The organism is Serratia sp. NA_13 (assembly GCF_052691735.1).
The window spans coordinates 563639-583399 of the sequence record NZ_JBQZFV010000001.1 but is presented as its reverse complement, the minus strand read 5'-3'; the positions used below and the strand labels follow the sequence as shown (position 1 = coordinate 583399).

Annotated in this window: 19 protein-coding genes; 11 read left to right on the top strand and 8 right to left on the bottom strand. The window is 53.6% G+C overall.

Annotated features, from left to right (window positions below):
- The first annotated feature begins 79 nt into the window (after nucleotides 1-79).
- The 4 genes from topA to acnA all read left to right on the top strand — a co-directional run bounded on the left by topA (nucleotide 80) and on the right by acnA (nucleotide 7409).
- The gene (gene topA, locus ACUTSU_RS02645) at nucleotides 80-2677 is read left to right on the top strand and encodes a type I DNA topoisomerase (RefSeq protein ID WP_445650729.1); all 2598 of its coding nucleotides are present in this window, start codon (nucleotides 80-82) and stop codon (nucleotides 2675-2677) included.
- Between the two features lie 360 nt (nucleotides 2678-3037).
- Complete coding sequence (gene cysB / locus ACUTSU_RS02640; RefSeq protein ID WP_012145383.1) at nucleotides 3038-4012, top strand: HTH-type transcriptional regulator CysB; 975 nt, start codon at nucleotides 3038-3040, stop codon at nucleotides 4010-4012.
- 146 nt (nucleotides 4013-4158) lie between these two features.
- Nucleotides 4159-4473, top strand: a complete 315-nt coding sequence (locus ACUTSU_RS02635) for a tyrosine-type recombinase/integrase (RefSeq protein ID WP_445653735.1) — start codon at nucleotides 4159-4161, stop codon at nucleotides 4471-4473.
- A gap of 263 nt (nucleotides 4474-4736) precedes the next feature.
- The gene (acnA, locus tag ACUTSU_RS02630; RefSeq protein ID WP_445650730.1) at nucleotides 4737-7409 is read left to right on the top strand and encodes an aconitate hydratase AcnA; all 2673 of its coding nucleotides are present in this window, start codon (nucleotides 4737-4739) and stop codon (nucleotides 7407-7409) included.
- Here the strand turns inward: acnA and ACUTSU_RS02625 are convergent.
- Together ACUTSU_RS02625 and ribA are read right to left on the bottom strand one after the other, a co-directional pair.
- Nucleotides 7393-7590, bottom strand: a complete 198-nt coding sequence (locus ACUTSU_RS02625) for a hypothetical protein (protein WP_445653773.1) — start codon at nucleotides 7588-7590, stop codon at nucleotides 7393-7395. The two genes, acnA and ACUTSU_RS02625, sit on opposite strands and share 17 nt — an antisense overlap.
- Before the next feature lie 28 nt (nucleotides 7591-7618).
- Nucleotides 7619-8212 carry a GTP cyclohydrolase II gene (gene ribA, locus ACUTSU_RS02620; RefSeq protein WP_012145380.1) on the bottom strand — a complete coding sequence of 198 codons (594 nt, stop codon included), beginning with the start codon at nucleotides 8210-8212 and terminating at the stop codon, nucleotides 7619-7621.
- A gap of 277 nt (nucleotides 8213-8489) precedes the next feature.
- On the opposite strand from ribA, the gene pgpB reads away from it, so the two are divergent.
- The 3 genes from pgpB to lapB all read left to right on the top strand — a co-directional run bounded on the left by pgpB (nucleotide 8490) and on the right by lapB (nucleotide 11026).
- The gene (gene pgpB, locus ACUTSU_RS02615) at nucleotides 8490-9263 is read left to right on the top strand and encodes a phosphatidylglycerophosphatase B (protein WP_445653734.1); all 774 of its coding nucleotides are present in this window, start codon (nucleotides 8490-8492) and stop codon (nucleotides 9261-9263) included.
- A 284-nt stretch (nucleotides 9264-9547) separates the two neighbouring features.
- Nucleotides 9548-9850: a LapA family protein gene (locus ACUTSU_RS02610; protein WP_261093700.1), complete on the top strand. Its 303-nt coding sequence runs from the start codon at nucleotides 9548-9550 to the stop codon at nucleotides 9848-9850.
- A 6-nt stretch (nucleotides 9851-9856) separates the two neighbouring features.
- Complete coding sequence (lapB, locus tag ACUTSU_RS02605) at nucleotides 9857-11026, top strand: lipopolysaccharide assembly protein LapB (RefSeq protein WP_112362439.1); 1170 nt, start codon at nucleotides 9857-9859, stop codon at nucleotides 11024-11026.
- Between the two features lie 51 nt (nucleotides 11027-11077).
- Here lapB and ACUTSU_RS02600 read toward each other — a convergent pair whose 3' ends face one another.
- Complete coding sequence (locus ACUTSU_RS02600) at nucleotides 11078-11374, bottom strand: Arc family DNA-binding protein (protein WP_445653733.1); 297 nt, start codon at nucleotides 11372-11374, stop codon at nucleotides 11078-11080.
- 167 nt (nucleotides 11375-11541) lie between these two features.
- A complete protein-coding gene (bhsA, locus tag ACUTSU_RS02595; protein ID WP_445651678.1) occupies nucleotides 11542-11802 on the bottom strand; it encodes a multiple stress resistance protein BhsA in 261 nt (86 codons plus the stop codon).
- A 328-nt stretch (nucleotides 11803-12130) separates the two neighbouring features.
- On the opposite strand from bhsA, the gene pyrF reads away from it, so the two are divergent.
- Both pyrF and yciH read left to right on the top strand, forming a co-directional pair.
- Complete coding sequence (pyrF, locus tag ACUTSU_RS02590) at nucleotides 12131-12859, top strand: orotidine-5'-phosphate decarboxylase (protein WP_445651677.1); 729 nt, start codon at nucleotides 12131-12133, stop codon at nucleotides 12857-12859.
- Nucleotides 12860-12869: 10 nt separating this feature from the next.
- Nucleotides 12870-13196, top strand: a complete 327-nt coding sequence (gene yciH, locus ACUTSU_RS02585) for a stress response translation initiation inhibitor YciH (RefSeq protein ID WP_445651676.1) — start codon at nucleotides 12870-12872, stop codon at nucleotides 13194-13196.
- A gap of 189 nt (nucleotides 13197-13385) precedes the next feature.
- On the opposite strand, the gene osmB is transcribed toward yciH, so the two are convergent.
- The gene (osmB, locus tag ACUTSU_RS02580; protein WP_445651675.1) at nucleotides 13386-13604 is read right to left on the bottom strand and encodes an osmotically-inducible lipoprotein OsmB; all 219 of its coding nucleotides are present in this window, start codon (nucleotides 13602-13604) and stop codon (nucleotides 13386-13388) included.
- A gap of 363 nt (nucleotides 13605-13967) precedes the next feature.
- Between osmB and araD the strand changes: the two genes are divergently transcribed.
- On the top strand, nucleotides 13968-14663 hold the full coding sequence (araD, locus tag ACUTSU_RS02575) for an L-ribulose-5-phosphate 4-epimerase (protein WP_445651674.1): 696 nt from the start codon (nucleotides 13968-13970) through the stop codon (nucleotides 14661-14663).
- A gap of 48 nt (nucleotides 14664-14711) precedes the next feature.
- Here araD and ACUTSU_RS02570 read toward each other — a convergent pair whose 3' ends face one another.
- The 3 genes from ACUTSU_RS02570 to ACUTSU_RS02560 are packed head-to-tail and all read right to left on the bottom strand — an operon-like array spanning nucleotide 14712 to nucleotide 18843.
- The gene (locus tag ACUTSU_RS02570) at nucleotides 14712-15458 is read right to left on the bottom strand and encodes a DeoR/GlpR family DNA-binding transcription regulator (protein ID WP_012145371.1); all 747 of its coding nucleotides are present in this window, start codon (nucleotides 15456-15458) and stop codon (nucleotides 14712-14714) included.
- Nucleotides 15459-15506: 48 nt separating this feature from the next.
- Nucleotides 15507-17939, bottom strand: a complete 2433-nt coding sequence (locus ACUTSU_RS02565) for a formate C-acetyltransferase/glycerol dehydratase family glycyl radical enzyme (protein ID WP_445653732.1) — start codon at nucleotides 17937-17939, stop codon at nucleotides 15507-15509.
- Between the two features lie 4 nt (nucleotides 17940-17943).
- Nucleotides 17944-18843: a glycyl-radical enzyme activating protein gene (locus tag ACUTSU_RS02560; protein WP_445653731.1), complete on the bottom strand. Its 900-nt coding sequence runs from the start codon at nucleotides 18841-18843 to the stop codon at nucleotides 17944-17946.
- 146 nt (nucleotides 18844-18989) lie between these two features.
- Here ACUTSU_RS02560 and fsa point away from each other — a divergent pair, with 146 nt between their 5' ends.
- On the top strand, nucleotides 18990-19655 hold the full coding sequence (gene fsa / locus ACUTSU_RS02555) for a fructose-6-phosphate aldolase (protein WP_174352078.1): 666 nt from the start codon (nucleotides 18990-18992) through the stop codon (nucleotides 19653-19655).
- The last annotated feature ends 106 nt before the right edge of the window (nucleotides 19656-19761 follow it).

The window sequence follows — 19761 nt, the reverse complement described above, 5'->3', positions numbered from 1 at the left end:
AAAAAGAGATACGAATCGCTGCGGCAAGGCGAGATAAATGACTTCTTTTTAGAAGAAATAAAATTAGGTAAAGGTAAATATGGGTAAAGCTCTCGTAATAGTTGAGTCCCCGGCAAAAGCCAAAACTATTAATAAATATTTAGGTAATGACTACGTGGTGAAGTCCAGCGTCGGTCATATCCGTGATTTGCCGACCAGTGGCTCAGCCGGCAAAAAGAGCGCTGACTCAACCGAAGACAAAGCCAAGAAGAAAGTTAAAAAAGATCCAACGACGGCGCTGGTAAATCGTATGGGCGTCGATCCTTACCATGGCTGGAAAGCACATTACGAAATCCTGCCGGGTAAAGAAAAAGTTGTTGCCGAGTTAAAGTCGTTAGCGGAAAACGCCGACCATATTTATCTCGCAACCGACCTTGACCGCGAAGGGGAAGCCATTGCCTGGCACCTGCGGGAAGTTATCGGTGGTGACGACAAACGCTTTAGCCGCGTAGTGTTTAACGAAATTACCAAGAACGCGATCCAAAACGCGTTCAAACAGCCCGGCGAACTGAATATCGACCGTGTCAACGCACAGCAGGCGCGTCGCTTTATGGACCGCGTTGTGGGTTACATGGTCTCGCCACTGCTGTGGAAAAAAATTGCCCGTGGCTTGTCCGCTGGGCGGGTGCAATCCGTTGCGGTTCGACTGGTGGTGGAGCGTGAGCGCGACATCAAAGCCTTCGTGCCGGAAGAATACTGGGAGTTACACGCCGATCTGTTGGCGAAGGGTGATACCGCGCTGCAGATGGAAGTGACGCATGTCCACGACAAACCCTTCAAACCGGTTAACCGTGAGCAGACTCACGCCGCACTCAAAGTGCTGGAAAAAGCCCGTTATACGGTACTGGATCGCGAAGACAAGCCGACCAGCAGCAAGCCGGGTGCACCTTATATTACTTCTACGTTGCAGCAGGCGGCCAGTACCCGTCTGAGCTTTGGCGTGAAGAAAACCATGATGATGGCTCAGCGCCTGTATGAAGCTGGTCACATCACCTATATGCGTACCGACTCCACCAACCTGAGCCAGGATGCGCTCGAGATGGTGCGTGGTTACATCGGTGACAACTTCGGCGACAAGTACCTGCCGAAAGCACCGAATCAGTACAGCAGCAAAGAAAACTCGCAGGAAGCTCACGAAGCCATCCGTCCGTCGGATGTCAACGTGCTGGCCGAGCAGTTGAAAGATATGGAAGCGGATGCGCAAAAACTGTATCAGCTGATTTGGCGACAGTTTGTTGCCTGTCAGATGACGCCGGCGCAGTACGACTCCACCACGCTGTCGGTGAAAGCCGCTGATTACCAGCTGCGTGCCAAAGGCCGTACGCTGCGTTTCGATGGCTGGACCAAAGTGATGCCTGCTCTGCGTAAGGGTGATGAAGACCGCACCTTGCCGTATGTTGAAGTAGGCAGCGATCTGGAACTGCAGAAGCTGATCCCAAGTCAGCACTTTACCAAGCCGCCAGCGCGTTTTAGTGAAGCGTCATTGGTAAAAGAGCTGGAAAAACGGGGTATCGGGCGTCCATCGACCTACGCTTCGATCATTTCCACCATTCAGGATCGTGGTTATGTGAGAGTCGAAAGCCGCCGTTTCTACGCTGAAAAAATGGGTGAGATCGTTACCGATCGTCTGGAAGAAAATTTCCGCGAGCTGATGAACTATGACTTCACCGCACGCATGGAAAACGGTCTGGACCAGGTAGCCAACAACCAGGCTGAGTGGAAAGCGGTGCTGGATGAGTTCTTTGCCGAGTTCAGCGAACAGCTGGAAACTGCCGAGAAAGAGCCGGAAGAAGGCGGTATGCGCCCGAATCAGATGGTGATGACCAGCATCGATTGCCCAACCTGCGGTCGTAAGATGGGTATCCGTACTGCCAGCACCGGCGTTTTCCTGGGTTGCTCCGGCTATGCATTGCCGCCGAAGGAACGTTGTAAAACCACCATTAACCTGGTGCCGGAAACGGAAGTGCTCAACATTCTCGAAGGGGATGACGCGGAAACCAACGCGTTGCGTGCTCGGCGTCGCTGCCAGAAATGCGGCACGGCGATGGACAGCTACCTGATCGATAACCAGCGCAAACTGCACGTGTGCGGTAACAACCCGGCGTGCGACGGCTATGAGATCGAAGAGGGTGAATTCCGCCTGAAAGGGTACGACGGTCCTGTTGTTGAGTGCGATAAGTGCGGCTCTGAAATGCACCTGAAAATGGGGCGCTTCGGCAAGTACATGGGTTGCACCAACGAGAGCTGCAAAAATACCCGTAAGATCCTGCGTAATGGTGATGTTGCACCGCCGAAGGAAGATCCGGTTCCATTGCCGGAACTGCCATGCGAAAAGTCGGACGCTTACTTTGTCCTGCGTGACGGCGCTGCCGGTGTGTTCCTGGCGGCCAATACCTTCCCTAAATCGCGTGAAACCCGTGCGCCCTTGGTGGAAGAATTGGCCCGCTTCAAGGACCGTCTGCCTGAAAAACTGCGTTATCTGGCCGATGCGCCGGTGGCAGATGCAGAAGGTAACAAAACGCTGGTGCGTTTCAGCCGCAAGACCAAGCAGCAATACGTCTCTGCAGAGAAAGACGGCAAAGCCACCGGCTGGTCCGCTTTCTACATCGATGGCAAATGGGTTGAAGGCAAAAAGTAAATTTGCAGCCTGCATGCAACATTAAAAACCAGCCCATGTGGCTGGTTTTTTTATTGGCCAAAGAGGGCTAACGGATCTATTCTTGGCTGTTTTTTTCCTCCTGGGGCCAGGGTTCCATTTTGATCGCAATGCAAAATAATCGTTACCACAGTGTGACGTGGATCTATACTTGAAGCTGTAGCGTGATATAGTGGTTATATAAAATTTTTTTTTATGATTAAAGCTTATTAACAACGGCGGTTTCTTCAGCGTCTGGGTGAAACGCGGGGTTTAGGGCTTGTTACTTTTCAGCATACCGGGGCGACACCGATATACCTGGCTGCGGCTCAACGCAGTGTTTAACCTAGGATGGTATAAGATATGAAATTGCAGCAGCTTCGTTACATCGTGGAAGTGGTTAACCACAACCTGAATGTCTCCTCGACGGCCGAAGGGCTTTACACTTCACAACCCGGTATCAGCAAGCAGGTGCGGATGCTGGAAGATGAACTGGGCATCCAGATTTTCGCCCGTAGCGGTAAGCACCTGACTCAGGTGACTCCGGCAGGCCTGGAAATCATCCGGATCGCCCGTGAAGTCCTGTCCAAAGTAGATGCCATCAAAGCCGTTGCCGGCGAGCACACCTACCCGGACAAAGGCTCACTGTATGTAGCCACTACCCACACCCAGGCACGTTACGCGCTACCTAACGTGATTAAAGGCTTCATTGAGCGTTATCCGCGTGTTTCGCTGCATATGCATCAGGGGTCGCCGACGCAAATCGCCGAAGCCGTATCAAAAGGTACCGCAGACTTTGCCATTGCCACTGAAGCGCTGCACCTCTACGACGATTTAATCATGCTGCCGTGCTACCACTGGAATCGCGCGGTGGTAGTAAAGCCCGATCATCCATTAGCCGGTAAAAGCCACATCACCATTGAAGAGTTGGCGGCTTACCCGATCGTCACCTATACCTTCGGTTTCACTGGCCGTTCCGAGTTGGATACTGCGTTTAACCGCGCCGGTCTGACGCCACGCATCGTGTTCACCGCGACCGACGCCGATGTTATTAAAACTTACGTGCGCCTGGGGCTTGGTGTGGGGGTGATTGCCAGCATGGCTGTGGATCCGGTTCAGGATCCAGATTTGGTGACGGTGGATGCGCGTGATATCTTCACCTACAGCACCACCAAAATCGGTTTCCGCCGTAGCACCTTCCTGCGCAGTTATATGTACGATTTCATCCAGCGCTTCGCTCCGCATCTGACGCGCGATGTGGTCGATAGCGCCGTTGCGCTGCGTTCCAACGAAGAGATTGAAGCGATGTTTAAAGACATCAAGCTGCCGGAGAAATAATCCGATAAACCAATTACTTACCGAAGGTTTCGATTCTCTGGTGTTCGCTCACCTGTTTGTGTCCTGTTTCGATCCTGTTGATCTAAACAGGCGGTGAGCTTGCCTCAACGGGAAGGGGAATTCAACCCTTCCCATTTCGCTTATCGTTGGAGCACAGTGCTACGGCGTTGTCGACACGTTACCCATCTAGCTACACATTCCCTCCAAAGCTCCAAAGCTCCAAAGCTCCAAAGCTCCAAAGCTCCAAAGCTCCAAAGCTCCAAAGCTCCACAGGCAAGCCGGTGAGCCGTTCTAAACTACATGAGGAGATTAGTCACGCGGGGTATAAGCTGGGGCTGAACCTGTCCACTCACAGCATGCGGAAATCTAAACCTACAATCGGATATGAAGATGGGGCGGATATCGCTGTAATCAGTAAGGCGTTGGGCCATAAATCGTTATCGTCTAATGCTGCACGGTAAGTCGCAAGTTGTTCATCGAACGGCTGGAAAGGAACCTTAACAGATAGCTATCGACGCGGGAACATGACTCCCTTGCTTTTCTGTGCTCAGTGCAGACCATGTCTAACTCGTTGGGAAAAAACGACTTCTCCATTCTTGATTACTTCTGCCTATCGTTATGATCAAAACGAGTTGTTATCAAAACGTTACATCATCTTTGTGTTATCTTTAAGTAAGACCTCAGTGATTACCCTGTTTTATGCATAATAAGAAATGGAGGAGCTATGTCGTCCGATCTTCGTGAAACGAGTATGGATAAGCTGGTTGCGCTCAATAGTGAGTATCACTATTACAGTCTGCCACTGGCCGCGAGACAGCTGGGTGATATCGACCGGCTGCCAAAATCAATGAAAGTTCTGTTGGAAAACCTGTTACGCCATGTGGATGGCGACACCGTGCAGATTGACGACCTGAAAGCTATCGTTGACTGGTTACAGACCGGCCATGCCGACCGCGAGATTGCCTACCGCCCGGCCCGCGTACTGATGCAGGACTTTACCGGCGTGCCTGCGGTGGTGGACCTGGCCGCGATGCGTGAAGCAGTGCAGCGATTGGGCGGCAATGTTGACCAGGTTAACCCGCTGTCACCGGTCGATCTGGTGATTGACCACTCGGTCACCGTTGATGAGTTCGGTGATGATGAAGCGTTTGAAGAAAACGTGCGTATCGAAATGGAGCGCAACCACGAGCGCTATACCTTCCTGCGTTGGGGGCAGAAAGCTTTCAACCGTTTCCGCGTAGTGCCGCCGGGCACCGGTATTTGTCACCAGGTTAACCTGGAATATCTTGGCCAAACGGTGTGGCACACCGACGAAAACGGTCAGCGCATTGCCTATCCGGATACGCTGGTGGGCACCGACTCCCACACTACCATGATTAACGGCCTGGGCATTCTTGGTTGGGGCGTGGGTGGTATCGAAGCAGAAGCGGCGATGCTTGGCCAGCCAGTGTCGATGCTGATCCCGGACGTGGTGGGCTTTAAACTCACCGGTAAGCTCAGTGAGGGCATTACCGCTACCGACCTGGTGTTGACCGTCACCCAGATGCTGCGTAAGCACGGAGTCGTGGGCAAGTTTGTCGAGTTTTATGGGGATGGCCTGGCGGATTTGCCGCTGGCTGACCGAGCGACCATTGCCAACATGTCGCCGGAGTTTGGCGCGACCTGCGGCTTCTTCCCGGTGGACGAAGTGACGCTGGGCTATATGAAACTGAGTGGCCGCAGCGATGAGCAGATCGCGCTAGTGGAAGCCTACGCCAAAGTGCAGGGCATGTGGCGTAATCCTGGCGACGAACCGGTGTTTACCAGTACCCTGGCACTGGATATGTCGACGGTGGTCGCCAGCCTGGCAGGGCCGAAGCGCCCGCAGGATCGCGTGGCGCTGCCAGAGGTGCCCAAGGCATTCAATGCCGCTACCGAACTGGAGATCAGCAATCAGCAACGAAAATCCGAATTCAAGCCCTTCACCCTTAATGGGCAGCAGCACGACCTGCATAACGGCGCTGTGGTGATCGCCGCCATTACCTCCTGTACCAACACTTCCAACCCCAGCGTAATGATGGCAGCCGGCCTGCTGGCGAAAAATGCGGTGAAAAAAGGGCTGCGAACCAAACCCTGGGTGAAAACCTCGTTGGCGCCGGGATCCAAAGTGGTAACCGACTATTTCGACAGCGCCAAGCTGACGCCCTACCTGGAAGAACTTGGGTTTAACCTGGTGGGTTACGGCTGCACCACCTGTATCGGTAACTCTGGGCCATTGCCTGAGCCTATTGAGCAGGCGATTAAAGAGGGCGATCTGACCGTAGGTGCGGTGTTGTCAGGCAACCGTAACTTCGAGGGCCGAATTCATCCGCTGGTGAAGACCAACTGGCTGGCCTCGCCACCGCTGGTGGTTGCCTATGCACTGGCCGGCAGTATGAAGATTGATCTGACCAAAGAGCCGTTGGGTGAAGGCCGTGACGGCCAGCCGGTTTATCTGAAGGATATTTGGCCGAGCAGCCAGGACATTGCCCTGGCAGTCGAGGAAGTGCGTACCGAGATGTTCCATAAGGAATACGGCGCGGTATTTGACGGTGACGCCAACTGGCAGTCGATTCAGGTTGCCGGTTCGGCCACCTATCCATGGCAGGCGGAGTCTACCTATATTCGCCATCCACCGTTCTTCAGCAGCATGAAAGTGCAGCCGGATCCGGTGCAGGACATCAAGGACGCCCGCATCCTGGCAATTCTGGCCGACTCGGTGACCACCGACCATATCTCACCGGCAGGGAACATCAAACGCGACAGCCCGGCAGGCCGCTATTTGAGCGATCACGGCGTTGCGGCGCTGGATTTCAACTCCTACGGTTCACGCCGTGGTAACCATGAAGTCATGATGCGTGGCACCTTTGCCAACATCCGCATCCGTAACGAAATGGTGCCGGGAGTTGAAGGGGGTTATACCCGCCATATCCCGTCACAGAATCAGTTGTCGATCTACGATGCTGCGATGCAGTATCAGCAGGAGCAGGTACCGCTGGCGGTGATAGCCGGTAAAGAATACGGTTCCGGTTCCAGCCGTGACTGGGCTGCGAAAGGGCCACGTCTGTTGGGGGTTCGCGTGGTGATTGCCGAGTCCTTCGAGCGTATTCATCGTTCCAACCTGATTGGTATGGGCATTTTGCCGCTGGAGTTCCCGGCAGGTGTGACGCGCAAAACCCTGGGGCTGAGTGGTGATGAGCAGATCAGCGTCAGCGGGTTACAAACGCTGAAACCAGGGCAAGTGGTGCCTGTGCTGATCACTTATGCCGATGGGCGTAAGGAAGTGGTTAATACCCGTTGCCGTATCGATACCGGCAATGAGCTGACCTACTATGAAAATGACGGCATCCTGCACTACGTGATCAGGAAAATGCTGTAATAAAAAGGGCGCCTTTCATGGCGCCCTCAGACTGATGACAAACCTCATTCCTGCCCAGAGCGAGTAGAGGCCGATAAACAAAAATCAGGAAAATCAATTTATTGATTTTCGGCTGCTCACCACAAAGCAGGAAAAACCACGCTTTTTCCTGCTTTGTCAGCAACCTAAGGGCGCCTTTCATGGCACCCTGATTCTTCCCCGCAAGGAAATTACTCTTGGTCCAGCAAATGGCCCATTTTTGCAGCCTTGGTGGCCAGGTAACGCTCGTTCTTCGGGTTGCGACCGACGATCAGTGGTACACGCTCGGTAATGTTGATACCGGCTTCGGTCAGGATCTCGACCTTTTTCGGGTTGTTGGTCAGTAAACGCACCGCATCCACGCCCAGCAGTTTGAACATATCCGCACACAAGGTGAAATCACGTTCATCCGCAGCAAAACCCAACTGGTGGTTGGCTTCTACCGTATCAGCGCCCTTGTCCTGCAGGGCATAAGCGCGGATCTTGTTCAGTAAACCGATATTACGACCTTCCTGGCGATGGTAGAGCAGGATACCGCGACCTTCTTCCGCGATATGCTCCAGTGCGGCTTCCAACTGAAAACCGCAGTCGCAGCGCAGGCTGAATAAGGCATCACCGGTCAGACACTCAGAATGTACCCGTGAGAGTACCGGTGTTGCACCAGAAATATCCCCGAACACCAGTGCCAGATGATCGTGCCCGGTCGCCAGTTCTTCGAATCCTACCATCAGGAAATCGCCCCAAGGTGTTGGCAATTTGGCCTCTGCCACCCGTTTAAGCTGCATGTTGCTCTCCACAAATACTTCCGATTCAATCATGGTTGCGCATCCTACTTCCGGGTCAGTTAGCTGACCAGTATTAAATGCGCAACGATGATCGGCATTTCATTAATTATCGGCTATTTTGCCATAACTTCTTGCCCTGAGGTGCTTAGCAAATCAGCATCCGGCGTTTTCAGCCAACTATTATTGCAATAGGCCGTTTATCTGTTTAATTTTTCGAGTGTTATCAATATTGCAAGATTGTTACACTGCAAATTGGCTTATGCAAAGGACTATGGGAATGTTTGAGATGGCAAAACGTACGGCGGCAGGCGCACTAGTGCTGTTGCTGATGCCGCTGGCGGTATGGATTTCCGGCTGGCAATGGCAACCGGGTGGCGACGGCAAACTGCTGAAAGGTCTGTACTGGCTGACTGAAACAGTCACTTCGCCCTGGGGGATCCTCACCAGTATTATTCTTGGTGCCTGGTTTTTGTGGTGTCTGCGTTTTCGTATCAGACCGGCCATTGGATTGTTGGTGCTGCTCAGCGCATCGATTCTGATCGGACAGGGCGTGAAGTCGTTGATCAAGGATCGCGTGCAGGAGCCACGGCCATTTGTGCTGTGGTTGGAGTCGGCCCACCAGATTGATGAAAAGTACTTTTATTCGCTCAAACGTAAAGAGCGGGGTGCATTGGTGAAAGAGCAACTTCAGGATCAAGCGCTGGTACCGGTATGGTTACGTGAGCACTGGCAGTTTGAGACCGGCTTTGCGTTCCCTTCCGGCCACACGATGTTTGCCGCCAGTTGGGCGCTATTGGGCGTAGGGCTGTTGTGGCCAAGACGCCACTACAAGACCGTAGCGGTCTTGATGGTGTGGGCAATCGGTGTCATGGGCAGCCGCTTAATGCTGGGCATGCATTGGCCACGGGATCTGGCTGTGGCGACCTTGCTCAGTTGGCTGTTGGTGACGATAGCTTGCTGGTTGGTCCAACGCTGGTTTGGCCCTTTAACGCCACCGCCGCAAGAGCAGCAGGAAATAGCGGAAAGAACCTCGGAAGATAAAACCAGGTGACGCCGTCACTTAATGCGGTGTCGCTATGGCACCGCATTAACCGCTTACATTTCCTGTCATTGCAATTCTTATTAATGCCCCCACATCCTTATTAATCTATTATTTTGAGAAGCTTTCTCATTAATTTGGTCGGGAGCGTCGTTTACTGTCGAATATGCCAGCAGATATGTGGTTTTATCGTGCAGCAGGGTTTCCCTGCCACGATGGGAAATGCTAACTTAAAGGTTAGGGAAGCCACGTATTGGCATAATTCATCCGATTAACTCGGCATCGCGGGAAAGAATGTGAAATATTTGCTGATTTTTTTGTTGGTTCTGGTGATTTTCGTGATTTCTGTCACGTTGGGCGCGCATAACGATCAGGTCGTAAGTTTTAACTATCTGGTTGCGCAGGGCGACTATCGCGTATCGACCCTGTTGGCGGCGTTGTTTGGCGCCGGTTTTGTTATCGGCTGGGTCATTTGTGGCCTGTTTTATCTGCGTACCCGCATTGCGTTGGGGCGAGCCGAACGCAAAATCAAAAGGTTGGAACTGCAGCTTGAACAACCTGCTGAATCGGCAGTTCCGTCCGTTGTCAGCAAGGAATAACCTTCTATGTTAGAGCTGCTGTTTCTGTTGTTGCCCGTGGCTGCCGCGTACGGCTGGTACATGGGGCGCAGAAGTGCTCAACAGGACAAACAACAGGAAGCCAACCGTCTGTCGCGTGAGTATGTGGCCGGGGTTAACTTCCTGCTTTCCAACCAGCAGGATAAAGCGGTCGATCTCTTCCTTGATATGCTGAAAGAGGACAGCAATACCGTAGAAGCCCACCTGACGCTGGGTAACCTGTTCCGTTCGCGCGGCGAAGTAGACCGCGCAATCCGCATCCATCAGGCACTGATGGAAAGCGCCTCCCTGACCTTCGAGCAACGTCTGCTTGCCGTGCAGCAGCTGGGCCGCGATTATATGGCCGCCGGCATGTACGACCGCGCCGAAGATATGTTTGGCCAGTTAATCGGCGAAGAAGATTTCCGCATTTCCGCGTTGCAGCAACTGTTGGTGATCCACCAGGCCACCAGCGATTGGCAAAAAGCCATCGATGTGGCGGAAAAACTGGTCAAATTGGGTAAAGATAAACAACGTATCGAGATCGCCCATTTCTACTGCGAACTGGCATTGCAGGCGATGGGCAGTGACGATCTCGATAAGGCGATGGGCTTGCTGAAAAAAGCGGCCTCGGCAGATAAACAGTGCGCCCGGGTGTCTATAATGGTGGGCCGAATTTATATGGCGCAGGGTGAATACGCCAAGGCGGTTGAATCGCTAACGCGTGTGCTGAACCAGGATAAAGAGCTGGTGAGCGAAACCTTGCCGATGCTGCATGAGTGTTACCAGCATCTGGAACAGCAACAGGATTGGGCGGATTTCCTCAAACGCTGTGTTGAAGAAAATACCGGTGCCACCGCAGAGCTGATGCTGGCGGAAATTATTGAGCAGAATGAAGGGCGTGACGTGGTGCAGGTGTATATCAACCGCCAGCTCCAGCGCCACCCGACGATGCGGGTATTCTATCGCCTGATGGATTATCACTTGGCAGATGCGGAAGATGGGCGTGCGAAAGAAAGCCTGTTGTTACTGCGTGATATGGTCGGTGAACAGATACGTACCAAACCGCGTTATCGCTGCCATAAGTGCGGATTTACCGCACACTCGCTGTATTGGCATTGCCCGTCATGCCGGGCATGGTCATCGGTTAAACCGATCCGAGGGCTGGATGGCCAATAATCTGCAATAAAAACGGGGCTAAAATAGTCCCGTTTTTATTATGTTAGCGCTTTATTTTTTCTTGCCGGCTTTGACGCCGCCTTTCAGCAGCTGACGCAGCTTCTTCAATTCTTTCTGGTTCAGCGGCTGCTCGATTTCTTCTTCAATTCCCTGATTGTCAATTTCACCGTGATGCAATTCCGCCGATTTTTTAGCGGTTTTGTCCCCCTTGGCCGGTAAGTCGAAGCTATTTTCAAGACGTTGACAGACCTCGGCGCTCAGAGAAAGTTGGTTATCGGCGGCAATGGCACGAATTTTCTCTTTGAGTTCCAGAGGGATTTTAATCGTTAGTGTAGATATCTCGCTCATTTTGAAGCCTTTCTGCGGGAAGATTGTCTTCAAGCTAAGCCAGTCGTGAGTGAGAGTCCAGTGTGTAATAAAAATTTAATATTTCCGTAACATTAGCGAGGGGTAATGAACGACAAGACGGGGGAATTGAGGGAGAGCCCGGCGTGCCGGGCTCTATACCAGAGTGCTTATTTGTAGATGACGGCGGTGCCACTTAGCATGTTATTACCACCGGCAGAGATAATGCGGTAGCTGCTGGCGCCCTGGGCTTTGGCTTTGGCAGCCAGTTTGGCTTCCAGGCTGCTCAGAGTGGTGGCATGGCCTGCAGAGACGACACCGGATGCGGTCAGGCTGGTGGCCTGCTGCAGGTCTACCGGCTCAGCGGCGAAGGTAGCAAAAGAGGTCATGGCGATAGCGGCTGCTGCTGCAAAATATTTGATGTTTTTCATAAGAAACTCCAGTCTATTTATTTAGGTTGGAAGTCGTTCGATTCCGATGTGTTGAATAATAAAGCACCCATATAGATTTAAAATCTGATAATGCTGAATATCTAATTCAAAATATTTGATTAACAATTTACGCATCTTTACGGCGCTTTACGCAGCCAGGGTTAATGGCATCGGGGCTATATTGACGCTTGATGACGAACCTGGGGATAACATTACTTAACTGCAGGCTGCGCTGCGGCTGGGATTTCTGTCGGCTGGCATGTAGAATGCGGCGGTCAGTTTGGCGGGTTGTTACCTGGTTATGTCCATTTTACAGAAGGTAGAAGAAATGAAGTCTGAAAATAACATTAATAACAATGACTTAAAATCATCTCCGATCATCGTTGCGCTTGATTACGCAGATATTGGCGCAGCATTGGCATTTGCCGATCGTATTGATCCGCAAGACTGCCGGCTAAAAGTGGGTAAGGAAATGTTCACCCTGTTTGGACCGCAACTGGTGCGCGACTTGCACGCCCGCGGGTTCGACGTATTCCTGGATTTGAAATTCCACGATATTCCCAACACCACCGCTCGTGCGGTCGCGGCGGCGGCTGAACTGGGCGTGTGGATGGTTAACGTCCACGCCAGCGGAGGTGCGCGTATGATGACCGCCGCCAAAGAGGCGTTGCTGCCTTATGGCGCGCAGGCGCCGTTGTTGATCGCCGTGACCGTGCTTACAAGCATGGAGGCGGAGGATTTGCAGGCTATCGGCATCGACCTTTCTCCGGCCGATCAGGCGGAACGTCTGGCGCGTCTGACCCGCGATTGTGGACTGGACGGCGTGGTCTGTTCTGCGCATGAGGCCGAGCGCCTGAAAGCAGCCTGTGGCCAACAGTTCCAACTGGTTACGCCGGGTATCCGTCCTGAAGGCAGCGATGCCGGCGATCAGCGCCGCATCATGACGCCGGTACAGGCACAGGCGGTGGGTGTTGACTACATGGTGATTGGGCGCCCGATCACCCAATCTGCCGATCCTGCCGCTACGCTGAGCGCCATTCGCGCTTCACTGGCCTGAGGAGATACTGATGAAGGACGATAACAGCCGTCTGGTTTATTCCACCGACAGCGGGCGTATCAAGCAGGAAGAAGTTAAGCCACAGCGCGACAAGGGTGATGGCATCGTGCGTATTCAACGCCAGACCAGTGGGCGCAAGGGGAAGGGCGTTTGTCTGATCTCTGGTGTTGATCTCGATGATGCGGGGCTGGAAAAACTGGCGGCTGAACTGAAGAAGAAGTGTGGCTGTGGCGGTTCGCTCAAGGACGGCGTGATTGAGATCCAGGGTGATAAGCGTGATTTGCTAAAACAGCTGCTGGAAGCCAAAGGGATGAAGGTCAAACTGGCGGGCGGTTAATCACTAGGGAAATTGCCATGCCGCGGTGTAATGCTGCGGCATGGCAGTGGGTGATGCTGCCGGGCGTTGACCCGTTAATGGCAATGATGCCATTGACTAAAAGTAAAACAGACCTGAAATATTCTTTATTATGGTTAATACGTCAAAGCGTAAACGCTTTTGCCAGCCTGTCGGCTAGTGGCGGTCAGGTTATTTACCTACCTGATGACCAATGATGCCCCCAACGGCGGCTCCGCCGAGCGTACCCAGTGCGCTACCATCGGTTAACACCGCGCCGCCCACAGCCCCAGCACCGGCACCGATAGCGGTGTTACGGTCACGTTTGGACATGTTGGAACAAGCGCTGAGTGAAAACGCCAGCGCAAGCGCCAGAGCGGCAGTGGCGAAACGTTTATTGATAATCATCATAGTGACTTCTCCTTAGCATTGGCTTATGGGAGTGCCCTATAAGTATAGGCATGAACCCTAAATTTGGCCTGCTCTTGGCTCCCAAAGCGTATCGATATAAAAAATGGCATTTTTTGTTAAAGGCAGAACAATTGAAAAGCTAAAGGCGCTCTCTCTGCCAATATCCACTATAAGCCTCTGCTTGACGATAAATAGGTAAATAGTCCTAAAGTCCATTTTCCCGCCTTTTGCAGGCTATTTCCTCTGTGCCCCACAGTTCTCGGTTTCCAGCCGAAGGCTACGCGGTCTTTAGCGATTTACGCCATACCCTCTAAGGGACAGCCTACCGACAATATTCCCAACAGTCTTAACCGGGAAAGACAAATGCTTAACGATCTCAAGCAGCAGGTATTAGAGGCCAATCTGGCCTTGCCACGCCATCATCTGGTGACATTCACCTGGGGTAACGTCAGTGCTGTTGCTCGCCGCGAGGGGGTGATGGTGATCAAGCCGTCGGGGGTAGAGTATGCATTGATGACCCGTGACGATATGGTGGTGGTGGAGCTGGAAAGCGGCAAAGTGGTGGAGGGGAATAAAAAGCCGTCATCGGACAGCGATACCCACCGGGCGCTGTACCTGGAGTTTGCCGCTGCCGGGGGGATTGTTCACACTCATTCGCGGCATGCCACCATCTGGGCACAGGCGGGGCTGGATATTCCTGCCTGGGGCACCACCCACGCCGATTATTTTTATGGTGACATCCCCTGTACCCGCCAGATGCACAATGCGGAAATCAATGGCCGCTACGAGTGGGAAACCGGCCGGGTGATCGTCGAAACTTTTGCAGAACGCCAGTTGGATCCGGCGGCGATACCGGCGGTGCTGGTGCACTCACACGGACCCTTTACCTGGGGAAAGGATGCGGAAAACGCAGTGCACAATGCGGTGGTGCTGGAAGAGATTGCCTACATGGGGATTTTTTCGAGCCAACTGACACCGGGGCTGGCGAACATGCAGCAGATGCTGTTGGATAAACATTACCTGCGCAAGCACGGTAAAAATGCCTATTATGGTCAGTAACCCTCAGGTAGGCCGTCGTGTGACGGCCACCACTTTCTCGCCTGACACCTAGTCGTTTACTATATCCAACTGAATTCCCTGGCGTTTTAATTGGTGCTGATAGTCCAGCGACAGCCGGGAATCGGTGATCACCCGATGCACTTTCCCCTGCTGAGTCAGCGGATTGGGTTGGATTTGTCCAAACTTGGACGAGTCGGTCAGGACAATATTTTCTACGCCTTTTGCCAGTACGGCATTAACCACATCGGCGCGCATCATATCGCGACCGGTAAAGCCGGTGTCCGCATGGTAGCCGTCAATGCCGATAAACGCCTTGCTGAAATGCACCTGCTGAATGCACTGTCGCGTTAACGGCCCGACCACGGTTTCGCTTTTTTTCTGATACAGGCCGCCCAGCACGATCACTTCGCAGTCGGTCTCTTTCAGCAGGTTGGCGATATAGTGGCTGACGGTGATCAGCGTGATGCGCTTGCGTTCGGCAATGTAGCGAGCCAAAAGCGCGTTGGCACTGCCGCTTTCGATAAAGATGGTTTCATCGTCGTTAACCAGCGATGCGGCATATTGCGCCAGCTTTTGCTTGAGAGTGAAGTTGGACATCATGCGTGCATCGACGTCGTCACTTTCCAGCGCCAGTGCGGAACCATGCACCCGCTTCAAGTAACTGCGCTTCTCCAGCAGGTTCAAATCCTGACGGATTGTCACCTCAGAAACGCCGGTAGCAGCAGCTAAATCGCTGACGCTGATGCGCCGACGGTCGTTAACCAATTGCAATATTGTCTGTTGTCTTGAATTCATATCAACCTGATGTGCGGCCACCAAGGTGCGGCCGCTAATATTTGTTGTTTAAATAGTATGTTCTGTTCGCGCAATAATATCATCCTGCGCGTCAGGGGATAATGCGGTAAAGAACGCGGAATATCCAGCAACACGAACCACTAAATCACGATACTGGTCAGGATGTTGCTTCGCTTCCAGCAGGGTTTCTCGCGGCACAATGTTGTACTGTACGTGCCAGCCCTGATAGTCCTCAAAGAAGGTGCGCAGCATCAGCATCAGCTTTTCACGATCGACCGGGTTTTCCAGAGTGGCCGGGTTGAGTTTCTGGTTCAGCAGCACGCCACCGAGGATTGAGGCGGTAGGTAACTTTGACAGTGAATTAAACACGGCAGTCGGCCCCAGGTGGTCGGTACCTGATGCCGGGCTGGCACCTTCCGCCAGCGGCGTATGCGCTTTACGCCCATCCGGTGTTGCCAGGGTAGCCGCGCCAAAGGGGACGTTAGCCGAAATGGACGAAGTACCGGCGTAGTAAGTGCCGCCGATCGGGCCACGACCAAAGCGGGTATTGTGGTACTGCCCGAGTTCGTCAATGTAGGTTTGATAAGCGCGCACCAGTAATTGGTCGACCTCATCCACGTCATTGCCGTATTTTGGCGCGGCGTTGAGCAGCCGCTGACGTAACTGCTCACCGCTTAACCCGTCAAAGTCATTGGCCAGCGCTGCTGCCAACTGCTGCTGGCCGATCGCACCCTGATCGAACACCAGTTTACGCACTGCTGCCAGACTGTTGCCCAGGTTGGCAATACCGACCTGTAGGCCCGAAACCCAGTCGTATTTTGCACCACCTTGCTTAATGCTTTTACCGCGTTCAATGCAGTCGTCCACCAATGCTGAGCACAGAATGTCGTGAGCATTTTCTTCCAGCACGCTATCGACCACGCACTCAATTTCAATCGACTTACGGGTGTAGTAGCGGATCTGGCTGTCCCAGGCGTCAAGCACCTGATCGAAATGGCTGAAGTTGCCTCGCGACAACGCCAACTCCTGGTGCAGGAACACCTTGCCAGAGGTGGCATCACGCCCTTGATCCAGCGCCGCCAGCAATACTCGGGCGAAGTTGATAAAACTCATGCCGGTGCAGCGATAACCCCATTTCCCGCCAACGGCGGTTTCGATACAGCCAATCGCCGCATAATCATAGGCATCCTGTACCTCCACCCCCAGCTTGATAAATTCGGGAATGACGATCTCATCGTTGTTGAAGGCCGGCATGCCGAAGCCACAACGGATCACCTGCACGCAGGCATCGAGAAAATCGCTGCTCATCCCGGCATGGTAACGAACGCTGAGGTTAGGTTGGGTTGAGCGCAGACGGCCACAGGACTCCAGAATGGTATAGGATAAAGGATTCACCGCGTCGCAGGGTTGGCCATCGATCAGCTTCTGTCCGCCAAGAGTGACGTTCTGATACAGCGGGCTGCCTGCCGAGGCTTTGGAGTGCGAACCAGAACGGATCTTGTTGATCTCCAAAAGTTTCAGCCAGCAGCTGTGCAGCATTTCAATCGCACGCTCACGCGGCAGAGTCTGCTCCAGCTCGACATCGCGGCGATACCAGGGGTACAGGTATTGGTCGAGACGGCCAAAGGACACCGAATGGCCGTTGGACTCAATTTGTAACGTTAACTGAATGAAGTAACACAGTTGCAGCGCCTGCCAGAAGGTCTGCGGTGGGCGGTGAGCGATTAACTCGCAGTTTTCCGTGATGGCCAGCAGCTCTTCACTCCGCCAGTGGCGACTTTCCGCCAGTGCCATGTTGCGGGACAGTTCGGCAAAGCGCAGGATATGGGCGCTCAGTGCCTCCAGAGTCAGGTCGATAGCCTTCAGGAATTGTTCCTGCTGTAACTCTTGCCAGTCGGTGAGGCGAAGGCGGCTGCGGCGCTCGTCCACCTTGTCGCGTAGCCCGTCCAGGCCTTTTTCCAGCAGCAGTGGGAAATTTACCGCCAGGTGGGCATCTCCCGAAGTCATATTGCCTTCGGCCTTGATGATGCCGGTGGCCAGCAGCGCCTGTTGTTCATCGGTGAACATGCCGTAGCAGCGGTCTTGTACCGTCTGGCCGCGCCACCACGGGCATATCCGGTGCAGGATGGCCTTATTCTCTTCGCTGATGGAAAAACCGGCGCCTGGGCGGCCGGCCAATTGGTCAATCTCGTCTTCTATCCAACTGACGGTATATTCCGGGAAGATCGGCGCGGCGCGCAATTCGCTGGCCTGGTTGCCGATAATCAGCTCATCGTTGTCGATTCTCAGGGTGCGTTTGGCCAGATGGTTAGTTAATGCCAGCGCCCGACGCACCGGCAAGGGTTTGTCCAGGTGTTGCTGATAGGCTTCGGTATAGTGCTGTGCGCGTTCGGTGCAAACCGGCGGTTTGACGATATGGATCAGCGCTTTCTTGTGGGCCAGGGTGCGTGCAGTCAGGGTGGTCAAGTCCAGCGTGGTCATGATGTTATCCTCGCAAAATAGCGGTTAGCCCTTTGGTTTTGGCGTACTGCTCGGCATAGGCCAGCAGTTCGGGTGTATCCAGTGGGGTACGGGCTGCGTGATAGGGTTCGCCGAGCAGGTGGTATTTGTTGATGCCCAGTGTGTGATACGGCAAAAAATGAATCTCTTTGGCACCGGCTTCATCGGCGGCGAAATCGACAATCGTGCGGACAGAGTGGTGATCGGCGTTAAACTCCGGGATCAGCGGCACGCGCACAATGGTTTGGGTGCCGCGCTCAGCCAGCCGACGAAAATTGTCCATTACCCGTTTGGCGGATCCGCCGGTCCACTGTTTGAAACGCCGTTCATCGACGTGCTTCAGATCCGCCAGCATCAGGTCAAGCCAGGGCAGTGAAGGGACGATGTACGACCACGGGGTATGGAGGCATGACTCCACTGCGGTATGAATTCCAGCCTCACGACTGCGGCGCAGTAGTTCTGCCGCCACGGTCGGTTGCATAAAGGGTTCGCCGCCGGACAGCGTCAGGCCACCGCCGGTCCTTAGATAAAAGGGGCGATCGCGCAGGACCTCGGCCATGATTGCGTCGATATTTATCGCGCTGCCGCACAGGCTGAGCGCGCCAGTTGGGCAACGGGCAGCCAATGCGGCATAATCTTCATGGCTGAGTAAATCGCGCTGGATCACCAGATTATCGTCTATCCGCCGGACAGCCTGCGGATCCTCTTCGCTGCATAGCGTGCAGCCGCCAAGACACAGGCGTGGGTCGAACAACAGGTCTGCCTTTCGCGCCCGGCTTTCCGGGTTTTGGCACCAGCGGCAGCCGAGCGAGCAGCCCTTCAGAAACACTACGCTGCGAATACCTGGGCCATCATGGGTGGAATAGCGCTGCAGATTGAAGATCACGAGTCACCTGTCATTCGATTGCTTTTCTGTTTTTATTAAATTTGTTTCGAATGAAAGTTGATTTGATTTCGATCACATATAAACGTATTGCATGTCCTACTATGCTCAGAGTTTGAATTCGCCCACAGAAGATTCAGGAGTCCGTAATGGAGCTATATCTCGATACCGCTGATGTGAACGCCGTGAAACGCCTGGCGCGCATCCTTCCGTTGCATGGCGTGACCACTAATCCAAGTATTGTTGCCAAAGAGGGGAAGCCGATTTGGGAGGTGTTGCCGGCTCTGCGTGATGCGATGGGGGGCACCGGCAAGCTGTTTGCTCAGGTGATGGCCAACGATGCCGAACTTATGGTGGCTGAAGCGGCGCTGCTTCATCAGCGAGTGCCAGGGCTGGTGGTGAAGGTGCCGGCGACCGCTGAAGGGCTGGCAGCAATTAAGAAACTGAAAACGATGTCGATCCCGACCTTGGGGACGGCGGTCTACGGCGCGGGTCAGGGATTGCTGGCGGCGTTGGCCGGGGCAGAGTATGTTGCCCCTTACATAAACCGTCTGGATGCGCAGGGCGGCGACGGCATCAAGATGGTGCAGGAGCTGCAACAGTTGTTGACGCTGCATGCACCAGGAGCCAGAGTGCTGGCCGCCAGTTTTAAAACGCCGCGTCAGGCACTGGAGTGTTTACTGGCAGGTTGCCAGGCCATCACCTTGCCGGTCGACGTTGCCGAGCAGTTCCTTGCCGCACCTGCGGTACAGGCGGCGGTAGAGAAGTTCGAACAGGATTGGCAGGGGGCCTTTGGGACTAACTTATTGAACTGAGCTGTAAACAAAGAAAAGGGCACTGATCAAGTGCCCGCAGACTGATGACAAACCTCATTCCTGCCCAGAGCGAGTTGAGGTCGATAAATAAAAATCAGGAAAATAA